This is a genomic window from Paracoccus broussonetiae (genome assembly GCF_031854425.1).
Lineage (GTDB): Bacteria > Pseudomonadota > Alphaproteobacteria > Rhodobacterales > Rhodobacteraceae > Paracoccus > Paracoccus broussonetiae.
The window spans coordinates 270,124-295,269 of record NZ_JAVRQI010000002.1 but is presented as its reverse complement, the minus strand read 5'-3'; the positions used below and the strand labels follow the sequence as shown (position 1 = coordinate 295,269).

The 25,146-nt window shown below is 64.9% G+C and carries 26 protein-coding genes; 21 read left to right on the top strand and 5 right to left on the bottom strand.

Going from position 1 to position 25,146, the window contains the following annotated elements; all coding sequences use genetic code 11:
• The first annotated feature begins 2 nt into the window (after positions 1 to 2).
• From RM190_RS03955 to RM190_RS03915, 9 genes are read left to right on the top strand one after another with little or no spacing between them, the layout of a single operon-like run.
• The gene (locus RM190_RS03955) at positions 3 to 1,088 is read left to right on the top strand and encodes an ABC transporter ATP-binding protein (protein WP_311758105.1); all 1,086 of its coding nucleotides are present in this window, start codon (positions 3 to 5) and stop codon (positions 1,086 to 1,088) included.
• A 3-nt stretch (positions 1,089 to 1,091) separates the two neighbouring features.
• Complete coding sequence (locus RM190_RS03950; protein WP_311758104.1) at positions 1,092 to 2,210, top strand: mandelate racemase/muconate lactonizing enzyme family protein; 1,119 nt, start codon at positions 1,092 to 1,094, stop codon at positions 2,208 to 2,210.
• On the top strand, positions 2,207 to 2,536 hold the full coding sequence (locus RM190_RS03945; RefSeq protein ID WP_311758103.1) for an L-rhamnose mutarotase: 330 nt from the start codon (positions 2,207 to 2,209) through the stop codon (positions 2,534 to 2,536). The genes RM190_RS03950 and RM190_RS03945 overlap by 4 nt, the downstream gene beginning before the upstream one ends.
• Positions 2,529 to 3,584 (top strand): Gfo/Idh/MocA family protein, encoded by a 1,056-nt coding sequence (locus tag RM190_RS03940; RefSeq protein ID WP_311758102.1) that lies wholly within the window; start codon positions 2,529 to 2,531, stop codon positions 3,582 to 3,584. Before RM190_RS03945 ends, RM190_RS03940 begins: the two co-directional genes overlap by 8 nt.
• Complete coding sequence (locus RM190_RS03935; protein ID WP_311758101.1) at positions 3,577 to 4,023, top strand: MaoC family dehydratase; 447 nt, start codon at positions 3,577 to 3,579, stop codon at positions 4,021 to 4,023. The genes RM190_RS03940 and RM190_RS03935 overlap by 8 nt, the downstream gene beginning before the upstream one ends.
• Complete coding sequence (locus RM190_RS03930; RefSeq protein ID WP_311758100.1) at positions 4,020 to 4,346, top strand: UxaA family hydrolase; 327 nt, start codon at positions 4,020 to 4,022, stop codon at positions 4,344 to 4,346. The genes RM190_RS03935 and RM190_RS03930 overlap by 4 nt, the downstream gene beginning before the upstream one ends.
• Positions 4,343 to 5,557, top strand: a complete 1,215-nt coding sequence (locus RM190_RS03925; protein WP_311758099.1) for a UxaA family hydrolase — start codon at positions 4,343 to 4,345, stop codon at positions 5,555 to 5,557. The genes RM190_RS03930 and RM190_RS03925 overlap by 4 nt, the downstream gene beginning before the upstream one ends.
• Before the next feature lie 11 nt (positions 5,558 to 5,568).
• Positions 5,569 to 6,306, top strand: coding sequence for an SDR family oxidoreductase (locus tag RM190_RS03920; protein WP_311758098.1), 738 nt, complete (start codon positions 5,569 to 5,571; stop codon positions 6,304 to 6,306).
• Between the two features lie 13 nt (positions 6,307 to 6,319).
• Positions 6,320 to 7,159: a fumarylacetoacetate hydrolase family protein gene (locus RM190_RS03915; protein ID WP_311758097.1), complete on the top strand. Its 840-nt coding sequence runs from the start codon at positions 6,320 to 6,322 to the stop codon at positions 7,157 to 7,159.
• A gap of 118 nt (positions 7,160 to 7,277) precedes the next feature.
• Here the strand turns inward: RM190_RS03915 and RM190_RS03910 are convergent, their stop codons facing one another.
• Entirely contained in the window at positions 7,278 to 7,844 is a 567-nt protein-coding gene (locus RM190_RS03910; protein WP_311758096.1) for a MaoC family dehydratase, read from the bottom strand.
• 3 nt (positions 7,845 to 7,847) lie between these two features.
• Positions 7,848 to 8,948, bottom strand: a complete 1,101-nt coding sequence (locus RM190_RS03905; RefSeq protein WP_311758095.1) for a lactonase family protein — start codon at positions 8,946 to 8,948, stop codon at positions 7,848 to 7,850.
• 124 nt (positions 8,949 to 9,072) lie between these two features.
• Here RM190_RS03905 and RM190_RS03900 point away from each other — a divergent pair, with 124 nt between their 5' ends.
• The 12 genes from RM190_RS03900 (at position 9,073) to RM190_RS03845 (ending at position 21,262) form a co-directional block, all read left to right on the top strand.
• Positions 9,073 to 9,849 carry an IclR family transcriptional regulator gene (locus RM190_RS03900; RefSeq protein WP_311758094.1) on the top strand — a complete coding sequence of 259 codons (777 nt, stop codon included), beginning with the start codon at positions 9,073 to 9,075 and terminating at the stop codon, positions 9,847 to 9,849.
• A gap of 181 nt (positions 9,850 to 10,030) precedes the next feature.
• On the top strand, positions 10,031 to 11,191 hold the full coding sequence (locus RM190_RS03895) for a CaiB/BaiF CoA transferase family protein (protein WP_311758093.1): 1,161 nt from the start codon (positions 10,031 to 10,033) through the stop codon (positions 11,189 to 11,191).
• Complete coding sequence (locus RM190_RS03890) at positions 11,188 to 12,312, top strand: ABC transporter substrate-binding protein (RefSeq protein ID WP_311758092.1); 1,125 nt, start codon at positions 11,188 to 11,190, stop codon at positions 12,310 to 12,312. The genes RM190_RS03895 and RM190_RS03890 overlap by 4 nt, the downstream gene beginning before the upstream one ends.
• A 49-nt stretch (positions 12,313 to 12,361) precedes the next feature.
• The gene (locus RM190_RS03885) at positions 12,362 to 13,546 is read left to right on the top strand and encodes a substrate-binding domain-containing protein (protein WP_311758091.1); all 1,185 of its coding nucleotides are present in this window, start codon (positions 12,362 to 12,364) and stop codon (positions 13,544 to 13,546) included.
• Between the two features lie 50 nt (positions 13,547 to 13,596).
• On the top strand, positions 13,597 to 14,340 hold the full coding sequence (locus tag RM190_RS03880) for an ATP-binding cassette domain-containing protein (RefSeq protein WP_311758090.1): 744 nt from the start codon (positions 13,597 to 13,599) through the stop codon (positions 14,338 to 14,340).
• On the top strand, positions 14,333 to 15,058 hold the full coding sequence (locus RM190_RS03875) for an ATP-binding cassette domain-containing protein (RefSeq protein ID WP_311758089.1): 726 nt from the start codon (positions 14,333 to 14,335) through the stop codon (positions 15,056 to 15,058). The genes RM190_RS03880 and RM190_RS03875 overlap by 8 nt, the downstream gene beginning before the upstream one ends.
• Positions 15,055 to 15,990, top strand: coding sequence for an ABC transporter permease (locus RM190_RS03870; RefSeq protein WP_311758088.1), 936 nt, complete (start codon positions 15,055 to 15,057; stop codon positions 15,988 to 15,990). Before RM190_RS03875 ends, RM190_RS03870 begins: the two co-directional genes overlap by 4 nt.
• The gene (locus RM190_RS03865; protein WP_311758087.1) at positions 15,987 to 16,961 is read left to right on the top strand and encodes an ABC transporter permease; all 975 of its coding nucleotides are present in this window, start codon (positions 15,987 to 15,989) and stop codon (positions 16,959 to 16,961) included. The genes RM190_RS03870 and RM190_RS03865 overlap by 4 nt, the downstream gene beginning before the upstream one ends.
• 14 nt (positions 16,962 to 16,975) lie before the next feature.
• Positions 16,976 to 18,121 (top strand): alpha-hydroxy acid oxidase, encoded by a 1,146-nt coding sequence (locus RM190_RS03860; RefSeq protein WP_311758086.1) that lies wholly within the window; start codon positions 16,976 to 16,978, stop codon positions 18,119 to 18,121.
• A 274-nt stretch (positions 18,122 to 18,395) separates the two neighbouring features.
• Positions 18,396 to 19,379 (top strand): C4-dicarboxylate TRAP transporter substrate-binding protein, encoded by a 984-nt coding sequence (locus tag RM190_RS03855; protein WP_311758085.1) that lies wholly within the window; start codon positions 18,396 to 18,398, stop codon positions 19,377 to 19,379.
• 66 nt (positions 19,380 to 19,445) lie between these two features.
• Positions 19,446 to 19,949, top strand: coding sequence for a TRAP transporter small permease (locus tag RM190_RS03850; protein WP_311758084.1), 504 nt, complete (start codon positions 19,446 to 19,448; stop codon positions 19,947 to 19,949).
• Positions 19,946 to 21,262 (top strand): TRAP transporter large permease, encoded by a 1,317-nt coding sequence (locus tag RM190_RS03845; protein WP_311758083.1) that lies wholly within the window; start codon positions 19,946 to 19,948, stop codon positions 21,260 to 21,262. The genes RM190_RS03850 and RM190_RS03845 overlap by 4 nt, the downstream gene beginning before the upstream one ends.
• Positions 21,263 to 21,321: 59 nt before the next feature.
• Here the strand turns inward: RM190_RS03845 and nadC are convergent, their stop codons facing one another.
• Genes nadC through nadA form a run of 3 tightly spaced genes read right to left on the bottom strand, consistent with a single transcriptional unit; the run spans position 21,322 to position 24,772 of the window.
• Positions 21,322 to 22,173, bottom strand: a complete 852-nt coding sequence (nadC, locus tag RM190_RS03840; RefSeq protein WP_311758082.1) for a carboxylating nicotinate-nucleotide diphosphorylase — start codon at positions 22,171 to 22,173, stop codon at positions 21,322 to 21,324.
• On the bottom strand, positions 22,170 to 23,723 hold the full coding sequence (locus RM190_RS03835; RefSeq protein WP_311758081.1) for an L-aspartate oxidase: 1,554 nt from the start codon (positions 23,721 to 23,723) through the stop codon (positions 22,170 to 22,172). Before RM190_RS03835 ends, nadC begins: the two co-directional genes overlap by 4 nt.
• Positions 23,720 to 24,772, bottom strand: a complete 1,053-nt coding sequence (gene nadA, locus RM190_RS03830; RefSeq protein WP_311758080.1) for a quinolinate synthase NadA — start codon at positions 24,770 to 24,772, stop codon at positions 23,720 to 23,722. Before nadA ends, RM190_RS03835 begins: the two co-directional genes overlap by 4 nt.
• Between the last annotated feature and the right edge of the window lie 374 nt (positions 24,773 to 25,146).

Genomic DNA, 25,146 nt, shown 5'->3' with positions numbered 1-25,146 from the left:
CCATGGCTCAGGTCCATCTTCGCAACGTCGTCAAACGCTATGGCGCGCTGGATGTCGTCCATTCCATCAACCTCAGCATTGCCGAGGGCGAGTTCGTCGTTCTGGTCGGCCCTTCGGGCTGCGGCAAGTCCACCACGCTGCGCATGGTCGCCGGGCTTGAGGAAATCTCGGGTGGCGAGATCCTGATCGGCGAACGGGTCGTCAACGACCTGCCGCCGCGCGAACGCAACCTGGCGATGGTGTTCCAGAACTACGCGCTTTACCCGCACATGACGGTGCGGGAAAACCTGGGCTTCTCGCTTAAGATCGCGAAACGCCCGCAGGTCGAGGTCGATGCGGCCGTGGCTCAGGCCGCCGAGGTGCTGGCTTTGACGCCGCTTCTGGACCGCAAGCCGGGCGCTCTGTCGGGCGGCCAGCGCCAGCGGGTCGCCATGGGCCGCGCAATCGTGCGCCATCCGGACGTGTTCCTGTTCGACGAACCGCTGTCGAACCTGGACGCGAAGCTGCGCAGCCAGATGCGGGTCGAGATCAAGAAGCTGCACCAGAAGGTCGGCTCGACCGTGATCTATGTCACCCATGACCAGGTCGAGGCGATGACGCTGGCCGACCGCATCGTCATCATGCAGGACGGGCATATTGTCCAGGTCGGCACGCCGCTGGAAGTCTTTGAAAATCCGGTGAACACATTTGTGGCGACCTTCATCGGCTCGCCGCCCATGAACCTGCTGTCGGGTGTCGTGAAGGCTGGGCAGGTTGTTCTGGCCGACGGCACCGCGATCCCGCTGCCGCCTGGCCTGCGCGTGACCGACGGGCGCAAGGTCCAGCTTGGCATCCGCGCCGACAACATCATGCCCGAGGGTCATTCGCTGCCCCCGACCGCGCATATGGCGCAGGTCGAGATGCAGGTGACGCTGACCGAGCCGCTGGGCACCGAGACGCTGCTGTTCGCGACGCTCGCCGGCACCGAGGTCCAGGCCAAGATGCTGAATCCCCGCCTTGTCGCGCCGGGAGAGGTGCTGCGCTTTGGCATCTCGCTCGACAAGTGCCACCTTTTCGACGCCGAAACCGGCGTCAGCCTGAAAGGATAATCCATGCCGCGCATCGTCAGGGCCGAGGCCTTCCTTGTTGACCTGGTGCCCAAGGTCAAGCGCACCGACGCGATCCAGTCCTTCAAGTCGCAGGAGACGATCTTCGTCACCCTGACCGACGCGGAGGGTGCGACCGGCACCGGCTATTCCTATACCATCGGCGATGGTGGCCCGGCGGTGCTGTCGCTGTTGCAGCGCACGCTTCTGCCCGAGTTGATGGGGCGTGAGGCCGAGATGATCGAGCGGATCTGGCGCGACCTGCTGTTCTGTTCGCATGCGACGGCGGTCGGGCCGATCATGTCGCTGGCGCTGGCGGCCATCGACACCGCACTTTGGGATCTGCGCGGCAAGCGGGCGGGCCTGCCTTTGCACCTGCTGGCGGGCGGGGCCAAGAACCGCGTGCCGATGTATTCGACCGAGGGCGGCTGGTTGCATCTTGAACCCTCGGCCTTGGTCGAGGATGCGCTCGCCATGCGCGAGGCCGGTTTCAAGGGATCGAAGATCAAGATAGGCAAGCCAACCGTCGCGGGTGATGCGGCCCGGCTTTCGGCGGTGCGCGCCGCGCTTGGCGACGATTACGAAATCATGACCGACGCCAACCAGTCGATGACCCAGCCCGAGGCCAGCCGCCGCCTGTCCCTGTTGGAAAGCCTGAACATCGCCTGGTTCGAGGAACCAATTGCCGCCGACGACATCGCGGGCCATGCCCGATTGAACAGGCAAAGCCGCGTCCCGATCGCGGTGGGCGAGTCGATGTATTCCCCCGGCCAGTTCGGCGATTATATCGCGGCCGAGGCTTGCGGCATCGTTCAGGCCGATGTTGCCCGGATCGGCGGCATCACCCCCTGGCTCAAGGTGGCGCATCTGGCCGAGGCGCATAACCTGATGATCTGCCCGCATTTCCTGATGGAGCTGCATGTCAGCCTGGTCTGCGCGGTCCCGAATGCACCTTGGCTGGAATACATCCCCCAGTTGGACGATATCGCCGCCCCGATGCGGCGCGATGGCGGCTTCGCGCTGGCCCCCGAAGAGCCGGGCCTTGGCATCGACTGGGATCATCAGGCGCTGACCGAACGTACGGCCGAAGGTTCGCATTTCATCGTGACCGAGGCCGCGAAATGACCCGGCATGGATCGGTCATCGGGCTGTCCGAACAGGGCAAGGCCGACTATCTGCGCCTGCATGCCGCGGTCTGGCCGGGGGTTCTGGCCAAGATCAGCGACTGCAATATCCGCAACTACTCGATCTTCCTGAAAGAGCCCGAGAACCTGCTGTTTTCGTTCTTCGAGTATCACGGAGCGGATTTCGCAGGCGACATGGCAAGGATGGCGGCCGATCCGGTGACGCAGGAATGGTGGGCGCTGAACAAGCCGCTGCAACAACCGCTCGACACCCGCAAGGACGGCGAGTGGTGGGCAGAGATGACGGAAATCTTCCACCATGACTGACCTGACCCAGACCATTGCGCCCCCGTCGCGAAGCCTGCCCATCGTCATTTTCGGCGCGGGGTCGATCGTCACGGACGCGCATCTGCCGGCCTATGCCAAGGCGGGTTTTCGGGTTGCGGGAATCTATGATCCCGACCGCGAAAAAGCTGCGCGGGTGGCACCGGCGGGCGCCAGCGCCTATGCCTCGATGGCCGAGGCGACGGCGCTTGGCACCGGGGCGGTCTATGACCTGGCCGTGCCGCCCGCCGCGATTGCGGGCATCCTGCAGACCCTGCCCGAAGGTGCGGTCGCCCTGATCCAGAAGCCCTTGGGCAGCGATCTTGCCGCGGCTGACGAGATCATCCGCATCCTGCGCGCCCGCAAGATCCGGGCTGCGGTGAATTTCCAGCTTCGCTTCGCGCCGATGTCGCTTGCGGTGAAGGACGCGATCGCGCGCGGCCTTCTGGGCGAGGTCGTCGATTTCGACGCATGGCTGGCGCTGGACACGCCCTGGCACCTCTGGGCCTTTCTGAACGGCCTGCCGCGGGTCGAGATCCTGCTGCATTCGATCCACTATCTGGATTTCGTGCGCGATCTGCTGGGTAATCCCGCAGGGGTTCATGCCCGAACGATGGGGCATCCGTCCTCGGCCATTTCGAACACGCGCAGCGCGATGATCCTTGATTATGGCAGCCATGTCCGGGCCAGCCTGTCGATCAACCACAATCACGCCTTTGGCCGCAAGTTCCAGGCCTGCGAGTTTCGCATCTCGGGGACCAAGGGCGCAGCCTATATGAAGCTGGGTGTCAACCTGGACTATCCCCGCGGCGAACCGGACGAGCTGTGGCTGAATACGGACGGGGAATGGCAGCAGGTTCCGCTGGCCGGAAACTGGTTCATCGAGGCCTTCGTGGGTCGCATCACACAGGTGATGCGCTTCGCCGTGGGTGAAGATTCCGAATTGCAGGGCTCGGCCGAGGATGCCTGGCACACCATGGCCCTTGTCGAAGCCGCATATGAAAGCAGCAGCGCCCCGGCGCATCCGATCAGGACGTCTCCCGATGCTTGAACAGGTCACATATTACGAAGATTACGAGATCGGCCAAGGCCGCGACACCGTGGGCCGCACCATTACCGAGACCGATTTCGTCGTCCATGCCGGGCATTCCGGCGACTTCTTTCCCCATCATCTGGATGCGGAATTCTGCAAGACCCTGCCTTTCGGTCAAAGGATCGCGCATGGCACGATGGTCTTCACCATCGGTGTCGGGCTGACGGCGACGATCATCAACCCCGTCGCCTTCAGTTATGGCTATGACCGGATGCGCTTCGTGAAGCCGGTCTTCATCGGTGACACGATCAAAAGCCGCGTCGAGATCATCGGCAAGGAGCTGATGGAGAAACGCCCCGGCTATGGCCGCGTCACCGAAAGGTTGACCGTCACCAAGCAGACCGGAGAGACGGTACTGGTCGCCGACCACATCTATATGGTCGAGTGCCGCCCGTGACCCAGACAGATTTCGGACCGTTCCTGCTGCTGTCGGACAAGGACAACGTCCTTGTGGCCCGCGCGAATTCTCCCGAGGGCCTGGAGGTTCGTCTTGAAGACGGCACGGCAGTGCTGGCCCGCGCGATCCCGATGGCCCACAAGATCGCCCGCCGCGCTATCGCCGAAGGCGAGGTGATCCTGAAATACGGCATGCCCATCGGCATCGCGACCGCAGCGATCTCTGCGGGCGAGCATGTCCATGTCCACAACATCCGGTCGGCTTATACGCCGACGCATATGCTGCAGGACGCCGACGGCGTTTCGGCGGGGGTTTCGCTATGACCGCGCTTCAGGGCTGGCTGCGCAAGGATGGCCGCAAGGGGATCCGCAATACGGTCGTCGTGGCCTATCTGGTCGAATGCGCGCATTTCGTCGCTTCGGAGATCGTCCAGCGTTTTCGGAACACCCCGCATGAAGGCCAGGTGCAGCTGATCGGCTTTCCGGGCTGCTATCCGAACGAATACGCCGCGCGGATGATGGAACGGCTTTGCACCCACCCGAATGTGGGGGCCGTCCTGTTTGTCAGCCTTGGCTGCGAAAGCTTCGACAAGGTGCGCGCAGCCAATGCGGTCGATGCCTCGGGTCGCCCGGTCAGGACTTTGGTGATCCAGCGCGCGGGCGGCACGCGGTCAACCATCGACGCCGGTGTCGGTTGGGTTCATGAGGCGCTGGCCCAGATCGCAGAGGTTCCGCGCGTTCCCATGGGCGTCGACGAACTGGTGATCGGGACCGTTTGCGGCGGATCGGATGGCACCTCGGGCATCTCCGGGAACCCTGCCGCCGGCAAGGCCTTCGATCTGCTGGTGGCCGAGGGCGCGGCCTGCATCTTCGAGGAAACGGGCGAGTTGATCGGCTGCGAGGAAGTCATGGCCGAACGCGCCGTGACCCCCGAACTGGGGCAGATCCTGCGCGACAGCGTGCAAAAGGCCGAACGCTATTACGCGACGCTGGGCTATGGCAGCTTTGCGGCGGGCAATGCGGCGGGCGGACTGTCCACCATCGAGGAGAAAAGCCTTGGCGCCTATGTCAAATCCGGCGACAGCCCGATCTCGGGGCTGATCAAGCCGGGCGACGTGCCCCCGGCGGGCGGGCTTTACCTGATGGACGTGGTACCCGATGGCGACGTGCGCTTCGGCTTTCCGAACATCAGCGACAATGCCGAGATCGTCGAGATGATCGCCTCGGGCGCGCATATGACGCTGTTCGTGACGGGGCGGGGTTCGGTCGTCGGCTCGGCAATCTCGCCGGTCATCAAGATCTGCGCGAACCCCGACACCTATCGCAACCTGTCCGAGGATATGGACGTCAATGCCGGCGACATCATCGAGGGACGGCGCACGATCCCCGAGGTCGGGCGCGAGATCCGCGACCTCGTAATCGATGTTGCCTCTGGTCGTCAGACAAGGTCAGAAGAGCTTGGGCACCGCGAATTCATCCTGACCTACAAGACATTCGAACCGATTGGCCCGGCCTGCCTGCCGGGCGCAGCCTGAAGGAAAGAAAGATGCAAAGACTTGCGGGCAAGCGCGCCCTGATCACCGCCGCCGGACAAGGGATTGGCCGGGCCACCGCCCTGCGGCTGGCCGAAGAAGGGGCCGAGGTTCTGGCGACCGACATCAACGAGGCCGCGCTGGCCGAGATCGCCGGAACTCCGGGCATCACCACGAAGGTGCTGAACGTCCTTGATCCCGAAGCGGTCAAGGAAGCGATTGCGGCGGCGGGCCGGATCGACATCCTGTTCAACTGCGCAGGCGTGGTCCATGCGGGTGACATCCTGACCTCGACCGAGGATGATTGGGACTTCGCCTTCAACCTGAACGCCAAGGCGATGTATCGCATGATCCGCGCCGTGCTGCCGGGAATGGTGGCGCAGGGCGGCGGTTCGATCATCAACATGGCCTCGGTCGCCGGTCCGCTGACGGCGCCGCCGAACCGCTTCATCTATTCCGCGTCGAAGGCGGCGGTAGGCGGGCTGACCAAATCGGTCGCGCAGGATTACGTCAAGCAGGGCATCCGCTGCAACGCGGTCTGCCCCGGCACGGTGGACAGCCCCTCGCTGCACCAGCGCCTGCGCGATACCGGCAATTACGAGGCCGCACTCGAGGCGTTCATCGCGCGCCAGCCGATGGGTCGGATCGGCAAGCCGGAAGAGATCGCGGCCATGGTCGCCTATCTTGCTGCCGACGAATCCGCCTATACCACCGGCCAGCTTCTCGCGCTGGACGGCGGCTGGACCATCTGAGGAGGGAAAGACCATGAAACTTGTGCGATATGGCGAACGCGGGGCGGAAAAGCCCGGCCTGATCGACGCTGAAGGCCGCATCCGCGATCTGTCCGCCCATGTGCAGGACATCGCGGGCGAGGTGCTGGTGAACCTTGACGCGCTTAAGCGGATCGACCCGGCCTCGCTGCCGCTGGTCGAGGGTAATCCGCGGTTTGGTGCCTGTGTGGGCGGCGTTGGAAAGTTCATCTGCATCGGGCTGAACTATTCCGACCACGCCGCCGAAAGCGGCATGGCCGTTCCGCCCGAACCGGTGATCTTCGCCAAGTATACCAGCGCGATCTGTGGCCCGAATGATGACATCATCATCCCGCGCGGCTCGGAAAAGACCGACTGGGAGGTGGAGCTGGCCTTCGTCATCGGCAAACCCGGCAAATACATCGCCGAAGCCGATGCGATGGACCATGTCGCGGGCTTCTGCGTCTGCAACGATGTCAGCGAGCGCGCCTTCCAGACCGAGCGCTCCGGGCAATGGTCCAAGGGCAAGTCCTCGGACAATTTCGGTCCCATCGGCCCGTGGTTGGTGACGCGCGACGAGGTCGCCGACCCGAACGAACTGCACATGTGGCTGAAGGTCAACGGCAAGACCATGCAGGACGGATCGACCAATACGATGGTCTATCGCGTGCCGTTCCTGATCTCGTACCTGTCGCAATTCTTCACGCTGCATCCGGGGGACGTCATCTCGACCGGGACGCCGCCCGGCGTCGGACTGGGGATGAAGCCGCCGCAATACCTGAAGGCGGGCGACGTGGTCACGCTGGGGATCGAGGGCCTGGGCGAGCAGCGCCAGACCTGCGTGAACGACGCCTGAACCAGAAAGGGGGCGCTCGCGCCCCCTCATGGCCAAGGCCATTTCACCCCCTGAGGGTATTTGAAAAACAGTGAAACGTGATTGCGGTAAGCGGGGGGCGGTCTGCCCCCCCCTCGCGTCACGCCTGCGCGGCTTTTTCCGCGCGTTTCGCGGCGACGGCTTCGGTGAAATCCTGCGGCTGGCGATAGAGCGCGGTCAGGAGATGCTCGGCATAAAGCACCAGTTCGCCATCGCCCTTGTAGACGGAATAGCTGACCCGCAGCTTTCCCATCGTCTCGTTATGGACGACCTTCGACAGGTTTTCGCGGATCGTGTAGATGGTGTCCCCGATGAAGACCGGCTTGATGAAGCGCAGGCGGTCATAGCCGTAGCTGAACGAGTTCAGGCAGTTCGTCGCCGCCAGACCCAGACCCAGCGAAAAGACGAAGGCCCCGGCAACAAGGCGGCGGCCGAAGGCGCCTTCCTCGACCGCGAAGCGTTCATCGCTGACATAGGGGTGATGGTCCATGACAAGGCTGTTGAACTGCATCGACTCGCCTTCGGCGATGGTCCTGCGGATTGAACGGATGCGGTCCCCGATCTCGAAATCTTCATAATACCAGTCTTCGGAATTCCAGACCGGTATCTTGGCATGATCTTCGGGCAGACCGGGCAGCCCTCTTGCGTGAACGCCGATTTCAGCCATCTTTCAAACCTTTGCAAATTTCAGGCACATGGGCGTGCCGATGTTCAGGGCCACGCCGGTATCGGTCAGCGCCCCGCTTGCTACGTCGCGGGCCAGTACGCTGACCCTGTCGGAATTCTGGTTCGCGACCAGCAGATGACCGCCCGAGGGCGTCAACGCCAGGTTGCGCGGCGTGCTGCCGCCGCAAGGAACGTGGCCGCGCGGCGAAAGGCGACCCGAATTCTGGTCAATTTCGAAAATGGCGATGCTGTCATGCCCGCGGTTGCCCGCATAAATGAAACGGCCGTCGGGCGAGATCTGAATGTCCGAGCAATGGTTGTGGTCCCGCGCCTCGGCCGGAACGGTGGACTGGCTGTCTATGGCATGGATCTGGCCGCTGGCCGGGTCCAGATCATGTGCGGTGACAGTGGAATCAAGTTCGTTGATCGCGAAAAGGAAGCGACCGTCCGGGTGCAGGGCCAGATGACGCGGACCCGCGCCGGCGGCTGTGCGAGAGGTCGCGATCAGGACAGGCATGCCATCGGCGCCGATTCGATAGGTCGCCAGTTCATCGGTTCCCAGATCCGCCAGGATGACCATGCCGCCCTGCCGGGTTTCGGTCACGCTATGGGCATGGGACCGTTCCTGCCGGTCCTGGACCGGGCCGGTGCCTTGGCGGGCAATCCCCGCGATGGCGGGGGCGAGTGTCCCGTCCGTCCGAAGGGGAAGGACCGCAAGCGCCTTGTCCGGCCCGCCTTCGCCGACCGAGTAATTGGCGACGAACAGGTGCCGCCCGTCAGCCGAGATCGCGTTATGGGCCGTAATGCTGCCCAAGGCTGGTTGGGTGTTCAGATAGGTCAGCCGCCGGGCCTGTGGGTCGAAGGCAAAGGCGGTCACCAGCCCCTCTCGCCAATCCGCGAGCTCGGAATTGGCATAGACATGGCGGCCATCCGGTGTCACCGACAGATAGGTCGGATTCTCGACCTGGGGATAGCTGGCGAGGCGCTCGAAGCCGAGCATTGCCTCGTCAAAGCGAAAGACGCACAGCCCTTCGCCACGCGCACCCTGGAAATACGGCGCCTCGCGATTGAGCGTGCCAATGAACAACAGCAAATCACCCGTCATGAATCCCCCCGTGGTCTTGCCTTGAGCAACCATATTCTATATTTGAAATACCATACCACTGGTAAATTATATTGACCGCGCCCCATCCTTGCGTAGCATGGGTTCGCTTTTCACAGGTAAAATCATGGTCGAGAACGAAGCCGAGGGCGAAGGCCGCTATCGCGCACCCGCGCTGGACAAGGGGCTTGATATGATCGAGCTGCTGGCCGCGCAGGAAGAGGGGATGACGCTCAAGGATATCTCTCTGGCGCTTGGCCGTTCTCCGACCGAGCTTTACCGGATGCTCGACCGTCTCGCGCGGCGCGGCTATGTGGCGCGGCGGGGCGATACCTATGAGCTGACGATGAAGCTGTTCCTGCTGGCGCATCTGCGCCCGCCGATCCGGCGGCTGGTGGGGCAGGCGATGCCGATCATGCGCCGCTTTACCGGTGCCGCCGAGCAGGCCTGTCATCTGGTCAAGTATGATCGCGGCAATCTGGTTGTGATCGCCCAGGTCGAGGCGCCCGGATATTGGGGCGTCACCATTCGGGTCGGCGCGCGGGTCGGGATGGTCGGCACTGGGTCCGGTCATGTGCTGCTGGCCCAAGCCTCGGATGAGGAGCGGCGGCTGATGTTCGAGGAGCATGAATGGATGCCCTATGAACCCCGCGCCCCGAAGGACCTGGAGGCGCGCTTGGCGCAGGTCCGCGCCAGCGGTTATGAATCCATGGAAAGCCAGCAGACAGCCGGAGTCTACAACCTGTCGGTGCCTATTCTTGGCGGAAACGGCACCGTTCTGGCTGCGCTGACCTGCCCCTTCGTGCGGCGGTTGGAAAACCCCGACGCCCCCGATCTGGACAGCGTTCTGGCGCTGCTGCTGGATGCGGGACGAGAGCTTTCGGGCATTCCTGCGGGCGCCTGACTCTTCCCAACCCCGTCGACGGCCTGTTCGCCCCGGTTCCTCCGGGGCGTTTTCATGAGCGGCGCGAGGATTCCATCTTGCGGGCGGCTTCCATAAATGAAAATGTCATTCATCAACGAAAGATCGTGCCATGTCGCCGCAAGTGGAGGGTGGCGCGCGGCACCGCCGGGGAGAAACTGACTTGACCGAGACTGCTACCCTGCCGCTTGACGGCCTGATCGTGCTGGACATGAGCCAGTTTCTTTCGGGCCCCTATTGCTCGCTTCGGCTTGCCGATCTTGGCGCGCGGGTCATCAAGATCGAGCGTCCCGATGGCGGCGATCTGTCGCGTCGGCTTTACCTGTCGGACACCGAGATTGGCGGCGACTCGACGATCTTTCACGCGATCAACCGCGGCAAGGAAAGCCTTGCCATCGACATGAAGAACCCGTCCGATCTTGCCGCGCTGAAAAAGCTGATCGGCAGCGCCGATGTGGTGATCCAGAACTTCCGTCCCGGTGTGATCGAGCGTCTTGGACTGGACTACGACGCGGTGCGGGCGATCAATCCGCGCATCGTCTATGCCTCGATCTCGGGCTATGGCGACGAAGGCCCATGGGTCGCGCGTCCCGGTCAGGACCTGTTGGCGCAGGCGCGGTCGGGCGTGATGTGGCTGAACGGGGACGAAGGGCAGGGGCCGGTCCCCTTCGGACTTGCCATTGCGGATATGCTGGCCGGGGCGGCCTGCTGTCAGGGCATCCTTGCCGGGCTGGTGCGGCGCGGCATCTCGGGGCAGGGGATGCATGTCCAGACCAGCCTGATGGAGGCGCTGGTCGATTTCCAGTTCGAAGTCCTGACCACCCACCTGAATGACGGTCGGCGCACGCCGAAACGCTCGGACTTCCGCAGCGCCCATGCCTATCTGTCGGCGCCCTATGGTGTCTACGAGGCCAAGGATGGCTGGCTTGCCATCGCGATGACGCCGATCCCGAGGCTGGCGGACCTCATGGAGATCGAAACCCTTGCCGCGTATCGCGATGATGCGAAGCTGGCCTTTACCCAGCGCGACACGATCAAGCGCCTGATTGCCGAAAAGGTCGCGACAAAGACCGTCGACGAATGGCTGGCGGTGCTGGAACAGGCGGACATCTGGTGCGCGCGGGTGATGGACTGGCCGCAGCTTCTGTCCTCGGAAGGGTTCCGCGTTCTGGACATGTTGCAGACCGTGACGCGTGACGACGGCGTTTCGATCGAGACGACGCGCCTGCCTTTGCGTCTGAACGGTCATCGCCCCGGCCGCCCCGAAGCCGCCCCTCTTGTCGGTGCCCATTCCGACGCCATCCGCAAGGAGTTCGACCTATGATCCGCCTGAAGGGCATGACCTGGAACCACCCGCGCGGCTATGATCCGATGGTCGCCTGTTCGAAGATCTGGGCCGAACGGACCGGCGTGGTGATCGACTGGGAGAAGCGGTCTCTGCAGGATTTCGAAAGCTTCCCGGTCGAGGAACTGGCCCGCGCCTATGACCTGATCGTCATCGACCATCCCCATGTCGGTCAGATCACCGACGAGGGCTGCCTTGTTCCCCTGGATGTGCCCGGCCGCGAACAGGAACGTGCCGCGCTTGCCTCCGGGTCGGTGGGGGAAAGCTATCCCAGCTATGCCTGGCGCGGACATCAATGGGGCTTTCCCATCGATGCCGCGACGCAGGTGCTGGCCTGGCGCCCTGACCTGATTGCGGCCCCGCCCGCGACCTGGGACGAGGTCGTGGCGCTGGCGCGTGAAGGTCGTGTCCTGCTGCCGCTGCGTGCGCCGCATTCGTTGATGTGCCTGTTCACGCTGGCGGGCAACCTGGGCGCGCCCTGCATGGTCGAGGGCGACCGGATGATCGACGGAGAGATCGGCGCACAGGTATGGGAGATGCTGCGCGAGCTGGCCGACCTTGTCGATCCGGCCTGCGCCGGTTTCGATCCCATCGCGGTGTTCGAGGAAATGGCAAAGCCCGGATCGCAGATCGCCTGCGCGCCGCTGATCTATGGCTATGTCAATTATGCCATTCCCGGATTCCGCCCGAACCTGATCCGCTTCGCCGATATTCCAGTCGCGGGTGGGGCGGGGCCGATCGGTTCTGCCCTTGGTGGCACGGGGATCGCGGTTTCGGCATTTTCGGCGGAACGGGACGCCGCCATCGACTTCGCCTATTGGGTCGCCAGCGGCGATGTTCAGCGAGGCCCCTTTGCCGCGGCGGGCGGTCAGGCGGGCCATGCCGTGGCGTGGGAAGATGCCGGGGTCAATGCCGCGACCAGCGGGTTCTATCGCGACACTCGCGACACGCTGGAGGGGGCCTGGGTGCGTCCGCGCCACAATGGCTACATGGAATTCCAGGAGGCGGCGGCCCAGCGGATCACCACGGGTCTTGCCGCGCGCGAGGCTGCGGGACCGGTGATCGCCGACGTGAACCGCCTGTTCCGCGAGAGTTTCTGACGACGCGAACGATCCCGGGCGCACCGGGACATATGGGAGGAGGAACCCGATGAAGAAGATGATCTGCGGCCTTCTGGCTGCAACCGCGCTGACGGCGGCCGTGCCGGCGTCGGCGCAATCCGTGCAAGAGGTGATCGCCGGCCTGCCGGACGCCCTGAAATCGCAATATGAAGGCGCGCCCCAGGCGGTCGCTGCCGGCCCCTTGGGCGAACTCACCCCCAAGGCGAAGCCCTATAAATGGTGCCACTCGGAAAGCTATCAGGGCAATCCCTGGCGGGTTTCCGTCACCGCCGAACTGAAGCGGCTGGTCGACGGGCTGATTGCGCAAGGCGTGGTGTCGAGCTTCGAAGTCTCGGATTCCAATGGCGATGTCGGCCAGCAGATCAACCAGATCCGCGCCTTCATCGACAAGGACTGCGGCATCATCACCTCGATCCCCGGCTCGGCCACGGGCCTGGACGATGCGATCGCCGCGGCCTCGGCCGCGGGAATTCCCTTCGTCACTGCCGCGGGATCGGTCACGGCGCCCAGTGCGGTCAATGTCGACAGCAATTATTCCCGCTGGGGTTATGAGATGATGGACGCCATCGGCAAGGCGCTGCCCCAGGGCGGTAATGTGCTGATCGTCGAGGGTATCGCGGGCCATCCCATCGTCGCGCAGGAGCGCGCGGGCGGGGATGCTGCCATGGCGAACTATCCGAACCTGAAAATCTCGCGCGTCGTGAATGGCGACTGGACGGCCAATGTCACCAAGACCGTGGTCCTGCAGACGCTTGCGACCAATCCCGCGCCCATCGATGCGGTCTGGACCGCCGGATCGGAATCCCGCGTGATCGCCGAGGCGTTTACCGAAGCCGGCCGCCCGGTTCCGCTGATCACCGGCTCGATCACCGGTGACGCGCTTGGCTATTGGAAAGCCAATCCGCAGGGCTATCGCTTCGAGGGGCATGCCGTGCTGCCCGGCTGGACCGCGCAGACCCTGTTCCGCGTCGGCGCCCGCATCATGGAGGGGCAGAAGCCTGTCCTGAACACGCTGATGATCCCGCTGCCGCCGGTTCACGAAGCCGATCTGGGCAACTGGTACCAGGACTGCATGTCGCCGGATGCGGTTTCGGTCTTCCCGGTGCCGCCGACCGACCCGGTCACCGAGGAAGCGATGGATGCCTATTTCGCGAATCCCGCGCCGACTCCGGGCTGGGATTACGCGGCGGTGCCCGGCGCCTGCGCCCGATAAGCGATCCCGCCGCCCCTTTTGGGGGCGGCGCCACCCTGCGGGAGGGCGCGATGCTCACGATCACCGGCCTGTCCAAGCGCTACGGGGAAACCGTCGCGTTGGAGCGGGCGACCATTCCATTCCGGGCGGGCACCGTCCACACCATCCTGGGCGAGAACGGCTCGGGCAAGAGCACACTGGTCAAGCTTCTGTCCGGCATCGTCCTGCCCGATGCCGGCGAGATCGCGCTTGATGGCCGCCCGGTGACGGCGCGCAGCCCGGCCGCCTTTCAAGCCGCGGGCTTCGCAACCGCCTTTCAGGAAGTGCTGATCGCGCCCGACCGCAGTGTGACCGACAACATTCTGCTGGGCTTGGACGGGCTGTTCATCCGTCGCGTCCCCCGGCATGAGCGGCGCGACCGTGCAGCGGCAGTGCTGGCGCGCTTCGCCCGGACGGCGATCGACCTTGACGCACCCGCCGGGTCGCTGGCGCTGGCCGCGCAGCAGCTGGTGGTGCTGGCGCGCACCCTTGCACGGGATCCGCGTGTCCTGATCCTGGACGAGATCACCGCCGCGCTGGATTTCGCGGACCGGGAATCGGTCTTTTCTCTGCTGCGCGAACAGGCCGCAGCGGGCTGTCTGATCCTGCTGATTACCCACCGCATGGACGAGGTGATGGCCCTGTCCGACGATATCTCGATCCTGCGGTCGGGGCGCGTCGTCACGACCCAGCCCCGCGACGGCTCGACCCCGGCCGAATTGCTGCGCCTGATGGCGCCGCAGACCGCCACGGAACTTGAGAGGCATCATGGCTGATCCTGTGCTGACCGTCAGCGACATGTCCCTGCGTCCGGGGGCAGTGCCCCTGTCCACGACCCTGCGACCCGGAGAGATCCTGGGCCTTGCCGGGCTGGACGGCCACGGGCAGGACATGTTCCTGCGCCGACTTGCCGGGCTGGAGCGCACGGGGGGAACCGTTGAGCTTGGCGGAAATGCCATCGCCTCGTTCCGGGACGCCGAACGCAACGCTGTCGTCTATGTGCCGCGCGACCGGCGCTCGACCGGGATCTTTCCGGGGCTGTCGATCCTCGACAATTTCGCCATTGCGACCCCCGGCCGCGACCGGCGGGGCCCGCTGATCAGCGCCCGCGCGCGTCGCGCCCGCTATGAGGGCTGGAAGGAGCGGCTGAAGATCGTCGCCCCCAGCCCGGAGGCGCCGATCACCGCCCTGTCCGGCGGCAACCAGCAAAAGGTGCTGCTGGCCCGCGCACTGGCCCGCGACCCAAGGGTGCTTTTGCTGAACGACCCCACGCGCGGGGTCGACGTGGCGACGCGGCATGTCCTTTACGATCTTTTCGCCGAGCTTGCGGCCGGGGGGATGGCGCTGGTCATCCTGTCATCCGAGATCGAGGAAATCCTTGTGCTCTGTCACCGTGTTCTGGTCTTCCGCGAACACGCCCTTGCCGCCGAAATGAAGGGAGAAGCGATGCGGACGGAAAGCGTCATCGCCGCCATGTTCGGGAGGGCGGCATGACCCGCTTGCTTGGTCGCCAGGGCTTTGCCCTGGGTATTCTTGTCGTCCTGTTGGCGGCGAACCTGGCGATGAACCCCGCACGCTTCGCGCCATCCGCCTGGGGCACGCTTCTGGGCATGGCCGCGCCGCTGATCGGGGCGGCGCTGGCATCGACGCCCGTCATCCTTGCGGGGCGGGGTGGCATCGACATCTCGGTCGGGCCGGTGATGGGGCTGGTCAGTGCGGTCGTCATCAAGCTGCTGTTCCTTGGGGCGGGTATCTCGTCGCCCTTCGTGCTTTGGCCAGCCGCCCTGCTGATCGGTGCCGCGATCGGGGCGTTCAATGGGTTCATGGCAACGGTGGTGCGCGTCCAGCCCATCGTCGCGACGCTTGGCACCTATCTGATCCTGGGCGGGATGACCCTGACCATCCTGCCCGCGCCTGTCGGTCCCGCGCCCGAGTGGCTGAAGGCGATGTCGGGGGCGTGGAGCTTTCTGCCGCTGGGCATCATCGCTCTGCTTTGGTGGGGTCTGACGCGGACGCCATTCCACGACCAGCTGATGGCGACGGGCAGCGACGATCGCGCCGCCTATACGGCGGGGGTGCCGGTCAGTCTTGTCCGGTTTCTGGCCTATGTGCTGACCGGGTTGCTGGCTGGCGCGGCGGGGATGATGCTGACGGCGCTGATCGGTTCTGCCGATCCCAAGGTCGGCGCGAACTACACGCTGATCGCCATTGCGGCGGTCGCGCTTGGCGGCGTCAGCCTTGCCGGCGGCAAGGGCGGGCTTCTGGGTGCCGCCATTGGCGCGGTCGATATCTTCCTGCTGCAAAGCCTGCTGACCGCCTTCAACGTCTCGACCTATGTCCTGCAGGTCGCTTACGGCGCGATCCTTGTTTCCGCCGTTGTTCTGATCGCCTTGCAGGACCGCAGCGCGAAAAGGAGCCACGCATGAACCGTCCCCTGTCCCTGCGGCTTGACGGAATGCGGGGCCGCGTTCTTGGCGCCTTTGCCGTGGCGCTGGTGCTGCACGCGATCGGAACCGCGCTGATCCCCGGCTATTCCGCGCCCTTCGCGATCCGGGCGATGCTGGTCATCGCGGCGCTGCTGGCTGTGGCCTCGGTCGGGCAGACGCTGGTGGTGATCCTGGGCGGGATCGACCTGTCGATTCCCTTCGTCATCGGCTTTGCCAATGTCGTCGCGGCGCAGCTTTACGGGCAGGGCTGGCCCTTTGTGCTGGTCTGTCTGGTCGTCCTTGGCCTTGCCGCGCTGATCGGGGCCGCGAACGGGGCGTTGTCGCGCGGGCTGAACATCCACCCGCTGATCGTCACCCTTGGGCTGGGAATGATCGTGCAGGGGCTGGTCCTGATCTGGACCAAGGGTTTTCCCTCTGGTTCCGCGCCCAAGGCGGTTTCGGCCTTTGTGTCGATCGGCGGTTCGTTCGGCCCACTGCCGGTGCCCGCGCTGATCCCGGCGCTGCTGGTCCTGACGGTGCTGATCGTGCTGGTCCTGGAACGGACCCCCTATGGCCGCCAGCTTTATGCGTTGGGCTCGAATCCCGGTGCGGCGCCCTATGCGCTGATCCGGCCGCTGCGCATCTGGACCGTGACCTTTGCCGCTTCGGCAGTTTTTGCTGCGCTGGCGGGGGTGCTGCTTCTGGGCTTCACTGGCTCGGCCTATGGCGATGTGGGCCAGCCCTACCTGTTCCAGACCATTGCCGCGGTCGTCGTCGGCGGGGCGGCGCTGGTCGGGGGGCGTGGCAACTTCGTCGGCACGCTGGCGGGGGTTCTGGTTCTGACCGAAATCAATACCCTGCTGATCGGACTGGGCTTCCAGCCGGCCTCGGTCCAGGCTGCGTTCGGGGCGATCATCCTGCTGCTCGTGTCGCTTTACGGGCGTGAACGCCATTTCCGAACCACCGTCTGATTACTGGAAAATCCATGCGACTGACCGATTGTCACAATTTCCACGACTTCCGCCGCCTTGCCCAACGCCGCCTGCCCGGACCGATCTTCAACTATATCGATGGCGGGGCCGATGACGAGCAGACGCTGCGCCGAAACTCGGCCGCCTTCGGGGACGTGGATCTGGTGCCGGGCATCCTGCGCGGGGTCACGGATGTCGACCTTTCAGTAACGACGATGGGGCAGAAGCTGGACCTGCCGGTCTATCTGTCGCCGACGGCATTGCAGCGCCTGTTCCACCATCAGGGCGAGCGCGCGACAGCCGCCGCGGCCGAAAAATTCGGGACGATGTTTGGCGTGTCCTCGCTTGGAACCGTGTCGATGGAGGAATTGGCCCGCAAGCATCGTACTCCGCAATGCTATCAGTTCTACTTCCACAAGGATCGCGGACTGAACCGGGCGATGATGCAGAAGGCCAAGGAATCCGGGATCAAGGTGATGATGCTGACCGTGGACAGCATCACTGGCGGGAACCGCGAGCGTGACTTGCGGACCGGCTTTTCGATCCCGTTCCGGCTGACGCTGGGGGGTATGGCGCAATTCGCGATGAAGCCGATGTGGGGCCTGAACTACCTCACGCATGAGAAGTTCAGCCTGCCGCAACTGGACGCGCATATCGACATGCAGGGCGACAGCCTGACCATCGGCCGCTATTTCACCGAGATGCTGGACCCCTCGATGACCTGGGACGACGTTGCCCTGATGGTGCGCGATTGGGGCGGAGAGTTCTGCCTGAAGGGCGTGATGAGCACCGAAGACGCCCGGCGCGCGGCCGAGATCGGTTGCACCGGCATTGTCCTGTCGAACCATGGCGGGCGGCAGCTTGACGGCTCTCGCACCGGCTTTGACCAACTGGACGAGATCGTGCAGGCCGTCGGCGACCGGCTGGACGTGATGATGGATGGCGGCGTCCAGCGCGGAACCCATGTGCTGAAGGCGCTGAGCCTGGGCGCCAAGGCGGTCGGGCTGGGGCGCTTTTACCTGTATGCCCTTGCAGCGGCAGGGCAGGCCGGGGTCGAGCGGGCGCTGACGCAGATGAAGGCCGAACTGCTGCGCGACATGCGCCTGATGGGGGCGCGCAGCGTCGCGGACCTTGGCCGCGACAACCTGCGCTTTCGCTGACGGGCAGGGGGCGGACTGCCCGCTCGGGAAGTTCGCATATGAAATAATCTCTCACAAATAAAAATTGTGTTGAGGCATCGCGCGAAATCGACAAGGATTTTGGCGAGAGGATCCCGGCAGATTCGAATGCCATTCTGCCGGGGTCGGGGACTATCAGGAACGAAACCGCCCCGTCCGCACCGGAGCCGGGGACGGTGGAACGTCGCGCGCATGCGCGCGACCGACCCCGCATGGCCGACCGCAAAGGCCGCCACGACATGGGAGGAGAACCCACATGAGACTGTTCAAGATGCTTGCGACGGCAGCGGCAATCGCGTTGACCCTGCCGGCCATCAGCCATGCAGACACCAAGAAGCTGCGCTTCACCACCTCGCAGGTGAATCCCGACGAGCCGATCGTGCGCGCGATGAAGACCTTTGCCGAGCGGGTGAACACCCGCACCGAAGGTCGGTTGGAGCTTGAAGTCCTGACCGGCGACCAGCTTGGCCCGCAGAAGAAGGTCAATGAGATGATCGCCAGCGGCGCCACTTTGGTCAGCGCGACCGACTATGGCCAGCTGTCGACCTTTGTCCCCGATGTGGGTGTGATTGCCGGCCCCTATGTCTTCAAGGACGTTGCCGCGGCCGACAAGCTTTTCGCCGCGCCGGTGTTCAAGGACATGGAGGCAGAGCTTGAGGCCAAGGGCTTCAAGGTTCTGATGCCCTCGGGCCTGTTCGGGCTGCGTCATGTCATCGGCCCGAAAGCCTATCGCACACCTGCGGACATGGCCGGGGTGACGATCCGCGTGCCCAGCTCGCCCGTGATGGTGGCAACCTTCACCGCCTTCGGCGCGCGTCCGACCGAACTGCCTTGGGGTGATGTCTATAACGCGCTGCAATCGAACGTCGTCGATGCGGCCGAGGCGCCCTTCGGTTCTGCCGCCGGGGCCAAGCTGCAGGAGACCCGCAAGGTGATCTCGAAGACCGGGCACCAGATGATGTTCACCGCCTGGGTGACCAACAAGGCCTTCTTCGACGGGCTTGACCCCGCGGACCAGCAGGCCCTGCTGGAAGAGGGACAGACCATCGCCAAGGAACTGACCGCGATGACGCTGGAAACCGATGAACGCTATGCCAAGGACCTGCAGGCGCAGGGCGTCGAGATCGTCGGTGACGTCGATGTCGCCGCCTTCCAGGACGCTGCCAAGAACGCGTTCGACGCGGTGCCGGGCCTGACGCCGGGCATCGTCGACAAGGTTCGCGCCGCCGTCGCGAACTGATCCGGGCGACCGCGCGGCCATCCGGTCCCGCGCGGTCTTCCGCGGAATCACCAAGGAGCATCTGAAATGACAGAGCAGCCTTACGGCCGCCTTCTGCAATGGAAGCGCTGGGACGAGGTTGTGTCGACCGCGGCGATGATCGTCATCGTCCTGTCGATCACCTGGGGCGTGGTCAGCCGGTATATCCTGCCGACCCCTGCCGCCTGGACATATGAGCTGGCAAGCCTGGCCTTTGCATGGCTTGTCTTTTTCGGCGCGGTCACGGGGGTCCGGCTGGGCACCCATGCCGCCATCGACGTTCTGGTCGACGCGCTTCCGATGGGCTTTCGCAGGGGCGTTGCCTGGTTCAACTATCTGCTGCTGGCCCTGCTGTTCGTCCTGCTCGCGGTCCTGTTTACGAAACAGGCGATCGCTTCGGCCGGGGTGCACAGCGTCGCGCTGAACATGTCCCGCGCCTGGTATTACGGCCCGTTGGCCATCGCCTCGGCCGGGCTTTTCGTCCAACACCTGCTGTCCGACCGCCCCTGGCGGCGCGAGACCCTGGAACGCCACGCGGATCCGATCATATGACCTTCCTGCACCTTGCCGGTCCGGCGCTTGTCGTGACCTTGCTGTTTCTGCTGCGCACCCCGATCACCTGGGCCATGGCCATCGGCGCGCTGTCGTTCTTCGTCCTGAACATTGACATGATCCCGCTGTCGAACTTCGCCCAGGAAATGGCCGAGGGCAGCCAGTCCGTCTCGCTTCTGGCGCTGCCGCTGTTCGTGCTGGCCGGCTGCATCATGAACGCCTCGGGCATCACGCGGCGGCTGATTAACCTGGCCGACGTGCTGGTCGGGCACATGGTCGGCGCATTGGCGCAGATGTGCACCATCCTGGGCGTGCTGCTGGGCGGGTTGACCGCGTCGAGCAACGCGGATGCGGCCATGCTGTCCAAGACCCTTGGCAACCAGATGGTCCGCAAGGGGTATTCCCCGGCCTTTGCCGCCGTCATTACCTCGTCCGCGTCGATCATCACGGCGCTGATCCCGCCCTCGATCGGGCTGATCATCTATGGCTATTTGTCCGAGACCTCGATCGGCCGCCTGTTCGCCGCGGGGCTGCTGCCCGGCCTGGTGCTGGCGGTCGCGCTGATGCTGACCACGCGCATCGTGGCCGGAAGGCGCGGCTATCTGCCGCAGCGCACCACCCGTGCCACCAAAGCCGAGCTGCGCTCGGCCTTCTTCGACGGGCTGTGGGCATTGTCCATTCCGGTCGTGATCCTGGGCGGCACGCGCTATGGCCTGTTCACCACGACCGAATCCGGCGCGATCGTGGTGCTTTACGTGCTGTTCATCTCGATCTTCGTCTATCGCGAGATGCGGTGGAGGGATCTGCCCGAGGTCATGGCCGAGGCCGCGCGCGATTCCGCGACGGTCATGATCATGATCTGCGCCGCCGCCGCCTTCGGCTTCTATCTCAGCTGGGAAGCGGTGCCGCAAAGCCTGTCGAGCTGGATCGAGGGCGTGACCAGCAACCCGCTGCTGATGCTGCTGTTGATCAACGTGGTGCTGATCGTCCTTGGGACCGCGATCGAGGGGTCGGCCGCGCTGATCATCCTGACGCCGATGCTGATGCCGATTGTGACCAAGGTCGGGATCGACCCGGTACATTTCGGCATCGTCTTCATCACCAACCTGACCATCGCGGGGATCACCCCGCCGGTCGGGGGGATGATGTATATCTCATCCCAGATCCTGCGCGTCTCGATGATGGAATACGCCCGAGAGGTGCTACCCTTCCTGCTGGCGATGACGATCGTGCTGGTGGTGTTGAGTGTCTTTCCGCAGATCTCGCTGCTGCTGCCGAACCTCATCTATGGCTCGTCGGTGCCGATGCCCTGAACCATGCCTGCCGCGCCGGTTTGCGGTGCGGCAGGTCAGCCCGGACCGCGCTGGCCGGGCTAGAAATCCAGTCCCAGATCCAGCGTGCCAGCGGAATGGGTCAGCGCTCCGACCGAGATAAAGGATACCCCCGTCGCCGCGACCTCGGCCACACGCGACAGGCGCATGTTCCCCGATGCCTCCAGCACCAGCCGGTCGCCCGTCATCGCCACGGCTTCGGCCAATGTCGGCGTGTCCATGTTGTCCAGAAGCACGACATCGGCCCCGCCTTCGTCCAGCACCTCGGCCAGCTGGTCCAGGTGGTCGACCTCGATCTCGACCCGGACCATGTGCGAGGCGCGCGCCTTGACCGCCTGCAGGACGGGTCGGACGCCGCCTGCCGCCGCGATGTGGTTGTCCTTGATCAGGATCGCGTCCGACAGCGAGTAGCGGTGGTTGAAGCCCCCGCCGTGCAGGACGGCCTGCTTTTCCACCATCCGCAAGCCGGGCGTGGTCTTGCGGGTGCAGGTGATGCGGGCGCGGGTGCCGCGCGTCTGGGTCACGAATGCGGCGGTCTGGGTCGCGATGCCGGACAGGCGCCCCGCGAAGTTCAGGGCTACCCGCTCGGCGGACAGGATCGAGGCGGCCTCGCCCTCGATCTCGACCAGCGTGTCGCCCTTGTCGAAGGAGGTGCCGTCGGTGACAAGCACGCGGACGGCAAGAGCCGGATCGACCAGCCGAAAGGCGATGGTCGCCACCTGCATCCCCGAGGCAACGCCGCTTTCCCGTGCGACGATCCGGGCCGTGTATCGCGTTCCGGCCGGGATCACCGTGCGCGTCGTCAAGTCGCCATAGCTGCCCAGATCCTCAAGCAGCGCGGCGCGTACCAGCGGTTCAAGGATCATGTCGGGAAATGCGGGTTGGGCAGTCATGCGATTTCCTTGAGATTGCGGCGCAGGGACAGGGCTTCGACCAGCGTGATCCGCGTGCGTCGTCCGGTCGGTCCGTCGGATGCCGGATGATCGCTGCGGAAATGTCCGCCCCGGCTTTCGCGGCGCGCGAAGGCGGCGGCGGCGATCAGCGTCGCAGTGGCGGTCATGTTCAGAAGCGCGGGGCAATCGGGTTGTGCCGCCTCGACCCTGGCGATCTCGGCAAGGCAAGAGGACAGGCCATCAGCATCGCGGATGACGCCCGCGCCCGCGGTCATCGCCAGCCGCAGCCGACGGATCAGGGCCGGATCCGGCAGGGGCGCGTCGGGCAGGGGCGGCAGAATGACCGGCGGGGCGGCGGTCGCCGGCACCGTTTCCGCAATCGAGCCAGCACAGCGCGCGGCAAAGACCAGCGCTTCGAGCAATCCGTTCGAGGCAAGGCGGTTGGCCCCATGCAGTCCGGTCGACGCGACCTCGCCACAGGCCCACAGGCCGTGCAGGCTGGTGCGTCCCTCGGCATCGGTCGCGACCCCGCCCATGTGGTAATGCGCGGCTGCGGCGACGGGGATCGGCACGCGCATCGGGTCGATCCCGGCGCGGGCGCAGGCCGCCGCCACGGCAGGAAATTCGTCCAGGACGTGGGTGCCAAGGCAGGTCCGGGTGTCCAGGGCGGGACGCAATCCCGCCTGGCTTTGGGCGTGGATCGCGCGGGCGACGATGTCGCGCGGCGCCAGCTCGGCATCAGGATGCAGGGTCGTCATGAACCGCTCGCCGCGGGCGTTGACCAGATGCGCGCCTTCGCCCCGCAGCGCCTCGGTCGCCAGCGGGGCCGGATCCTCGCCGCTGTCGATCGCAGTGGGGTGGAATTGCACGAATTCCGGATCGGCGATGACCGCGCCCGCGCGGGCCGCCATGCCAAGGCCCTGTCCGGTGATCGCAGGCGGGTTGGTCGTCACCGCGTAAAGTCCGCCAGATCCTCCGGTCGCCAACAGGACGGCAGGTGCCAGAAGGGTGATCTCGCGCGATCCGCTGGCACGGGAGAGCCGGATGCCCACCACGCGGTTTCGCTGGACTTCAAGTCCCGAGGCGACGATCCCTTCGATCACCTGCACCGACGGGGTGGCGCGCACGGCGGCAACCAGCGCCTGCATGATCGCGGCGCCCGCTTGATCGCCCTTGACCCGGACGACGCGGGCGGTGCCATGCGCCGCCTCTCGCGACAGCAGGTATTCGCCAAGCGGAGAGCGGTCGAAAGGCGCGCCAAGCTTCGCGAGATGGCGGACATGATCCGGAGCCGCGCCGGTGACCAGTCGCGCGATTGCAGGATCGACCAGTCCGGCCCCCGCGCGCATCGTGTCCTCGGCATGGGCCGCCGGACTGTCACCCTGGCCCATCGCCGCGGCGACGCCTCCCTGCGCCCAGGCCGAACTTGCGCCATGGCCCAGCGGGCCGGGCGAGACGACCAGCACCGGGCGCGGCGCAAGGCGCAGCGCGGCCGACAGGGCGGCAAGCCCCGCACCCAGAATGACGATGCGGTCCGTTGCCAGTGTCACGCGGCCAGCCGTTGCGACAGGTCGATCATGCGCTGGACGGCACGGCGGGCGGGCTCGGCGACGGCCGGATCGACCTCGACCGCGCCGGTCATCGAGTGCAGGGACCAGAGCACCTTTTCCAGGGTGATCTTCTGCATATAGGGGCACATGTTGCAGGGCCCGAGGAACTCGACATCGGGAAGCGAGTCCGAGATGTTGCTGGCCATCGAGCATTCGGTGACCAACATCACCTGCCGGGGCATCTCGCGTTCGACCCAGGACTGGATGCCCGAGGTCGAACCGGCGAAATCCGCCTCGGCCACTACTTCGGGCGGGCATTCGGGATGGGCGATGATCTTCAACCCCGGGTTCCAGTCGCGGAAGTCGCGCAGATCCTGCGCGGTGAACTGCTCATGCACGATGCAGGCGCCGTCCCACCAGACAACACGCTTTTGCGGCACCTGCCGTGCGACATTCTGCGCGAGCCACTTGTCCGGCGTCATGATGACCGTGTCGCCTTCCATCGCGGCGACGATCTGGGCGGCATTGGCCGAAGTGCAGCAGATGTCCGAGGCGGCCTTTACCTCTGCCGTGGTGTTGACATAGCTGACGACCGGCGCGCCGGGATAGCGGGCGCGCATCTGCGCGATGCCGTCTGCTGTGATGCTTTCCGCCAACGAACATCCCGCCTGCATGTCCGGCATCAGCACGGTCTTTGCCGGGTTCAGGATCTTCGACGTCTCGGCCATGAAATGCACGCCGCATTGGACAATCACCTGCGCCTCGACCTCGGTCGCCCTGATCGCCAGTTGCAGGCTGTCGCCCACGACATCGGCAATGCCGTGATAGATCTGCGGGGTCATGTAATTATGCGCCAGAACGACCGCGTTCCGGTCCTTCTTCAGCTGGTTGATCGCGCGAACATAGGGCGCGTGTATGGCCCAGTCGACCAGCGGCATGACGCGTTCCATGCGGGAATGCAGGTCCGACATTTCGGTCGCCAGCGTCAGCGAGGGTTCAAGGTCGTAATGCGATCGCAATTCGCCCCGGATATCGGTCAGGTCCAGCATGACACCCCCTCGCTTGCCACGAATTCGGCACGAGGCCGCTTGCTGGTCCCGCTGCATAAGGTTGAGGTAACGTCAAAGCAACAGATTTGCGGCGGTGCGGCACGAATTCATGCGCCATGCGAGAATCAGGATTCGCGCGGCAGCGCTGCCCTGGCGGTATCTGGAATCGGTTGGACCGCGGAAAATCCTTTCCAAACTTTCACAGTCTGGGGTTGAGGCGCTTCCCAATTCCTCGCCCAAGCTCATGGGACTGCGGGAAAACCCGGCTTCCCTTCGAATTCTTCGCATGTCGCTGAAAAAAAACAGGTGACGAAGGGCGGTTCGCGGCTAAACTGTGCGCGTGATCAGTATCCGGTCTGCTTTTGCGAGGCCAC

Coding starts and splice junctions, on each gene's coding strand:
- RM190_RS03860 (WP_311758086.1), top strand. CDS start 16,976: ATGCGACTGACCGATTGTCACAATTTCCACGACTTCCGCCGCCTTGCC.
- RM190_RS03935 (WP_311758101.1), top strand. CDS start 3,577: ATGCTTGAACAGGTCACATATTACGAAGATTACGAGATCGGCCAAGGC.
- RM190_RS03910 (WP_311758096.1), bottom strand. CDS start 7,844: ATGGCTGAAATCGGCGTTCACGCAAGAGGGCTGCCCGGTCTGCCCGAA.
- nadA (WP_311758080.1), bottom strand. CDS start 24,772: ATGCTGGACCTGACCGATATCCGGGGCGAATTGCGATCGCATTACGAC.
- RM190_RS03890 (WP_311758092.1), top strand. CDS start 11,188: ATGATCCGCCTGAAGGGCATGACCTGGAACCACCCGCGCGGCTATGAT.
- nadC (WP_311758082.1), bottom strand. CDS start 22,173: ATGACTGCCCAACCCGCATTTCCCGACATGATCCTTGAACCGCTGGTA.
- RM190_RS03900 (WP_311758094.1), top strand. CDS start 9,073: ATGGTCGAGAACGAAGCCGAGGGCGAAGGCCGCTATCGCGCACCCGCG.
- RM190_RS03950 (WP_311758104.1), top strand. CDS start 1,092: ATGCCGCGCATCGTCAGGGCCGAGGCCTTCCTTGTTGACCTGGTGCCC.
- RM190_RS03880 (WP_311758090.1), top strand. CDS start 13,597: ATGCTCACGATCACCGGCCTGTCCAAGCGCTACGGGGAAACCGTCGCG.
- RM190_RS03875 (WP_311758089.1), top strand. CDS start 14,333: ATGGCTGATCCTGTGCTGACCGTCAGCGACATGTCCCTGCGTCCGGGG.
- RM190_RS03945 (WP_311758103.1), top strand. CDS start 2,207: ATGACCCGGCATGGATCGGTCATCGGGCTGTCCGAACAGGGCAAGGCC.
- RM190_RS03845 (WP_311758083.1), top strand. CDS start 19,946: ATGACCTTCCTGCACCTTGCCGGTCCGGCGCTTGTCGTGACCTTGCTG.
- RM190_RS03865 (WP_311758087.1), top strand. CDS start 15,987: ATGAACCGTCCCCTGTCCCTGCGGCTTGACGGAATGCGGGGCCGCGTT.
- RM190_RS03850 (WP_311758084.1), top strand. CDS start 19,446: ATGACAGAGCAGCCTTACGGCCGCCTTCTGCAATGGAAGCGCTGGGAC.
- RM190_RS03920 (WP_311758098.1), top strand. CDS start 5,569: ATGCAAAGACTTGCGGGCAAGCGCGCCCTGATCACCGCCGCCGGACAA.
- RM190_RS03955 (WP_311758105.1), top strand. CDS start 3: ATGGCTCAGGTCCATCTTCGCAACGTCGTCAAACGCTATGGCGCGCTG.
- RM190_RS03885 (WP_311758091.1), top strand. CDS start 12,362: ATGAAGAAGATGATCTGCGGCCTTCTGGCTGCAACCGCGCTGACGGCG.
- RM190_RS03915 (WP_311758097.1), top strand. CDS start 6,320: ATGAAACTTGTGCGATATGGCGAACGCGGGGCGGAAAAGCCCGGCCTG.
- RM190_RS03940 (WP_311758102.1), top strand. CDS start 2,529: ATGACTGACCTGACCCAGACCATTGCGCCCCCGTCGCGAAGCCTGCCC.
- RM190_RS03855 (WP_311758085.1), top strand. CDS start 18,396: ATGAGACTGTTCAAGATGCTTGCGACGGCAGCGGCAATCGCGTTGACC.
- RM190_RS03870 (WP_311758088.1), top strand. CDS start 15,055: ATGACCCGCTTGCTTGGTCGCCAGGGCTTTGCCCTGGGTATTCTTGTC.
- RM190_RS03905 (WP_311758095.1), bottom strand. CDS start 8,948: ATGACGGGTGATTTGCTGTTGTTCATTGGCACGCTCAATCGCGAGGCG.
- RM190_RS03925 (WP_311758099.1), top strand. CDS start 4,343: ATGACCGCGCTTCAGGGCTGGCTGCGCAAGGATGGCCGCAAGGGGATC.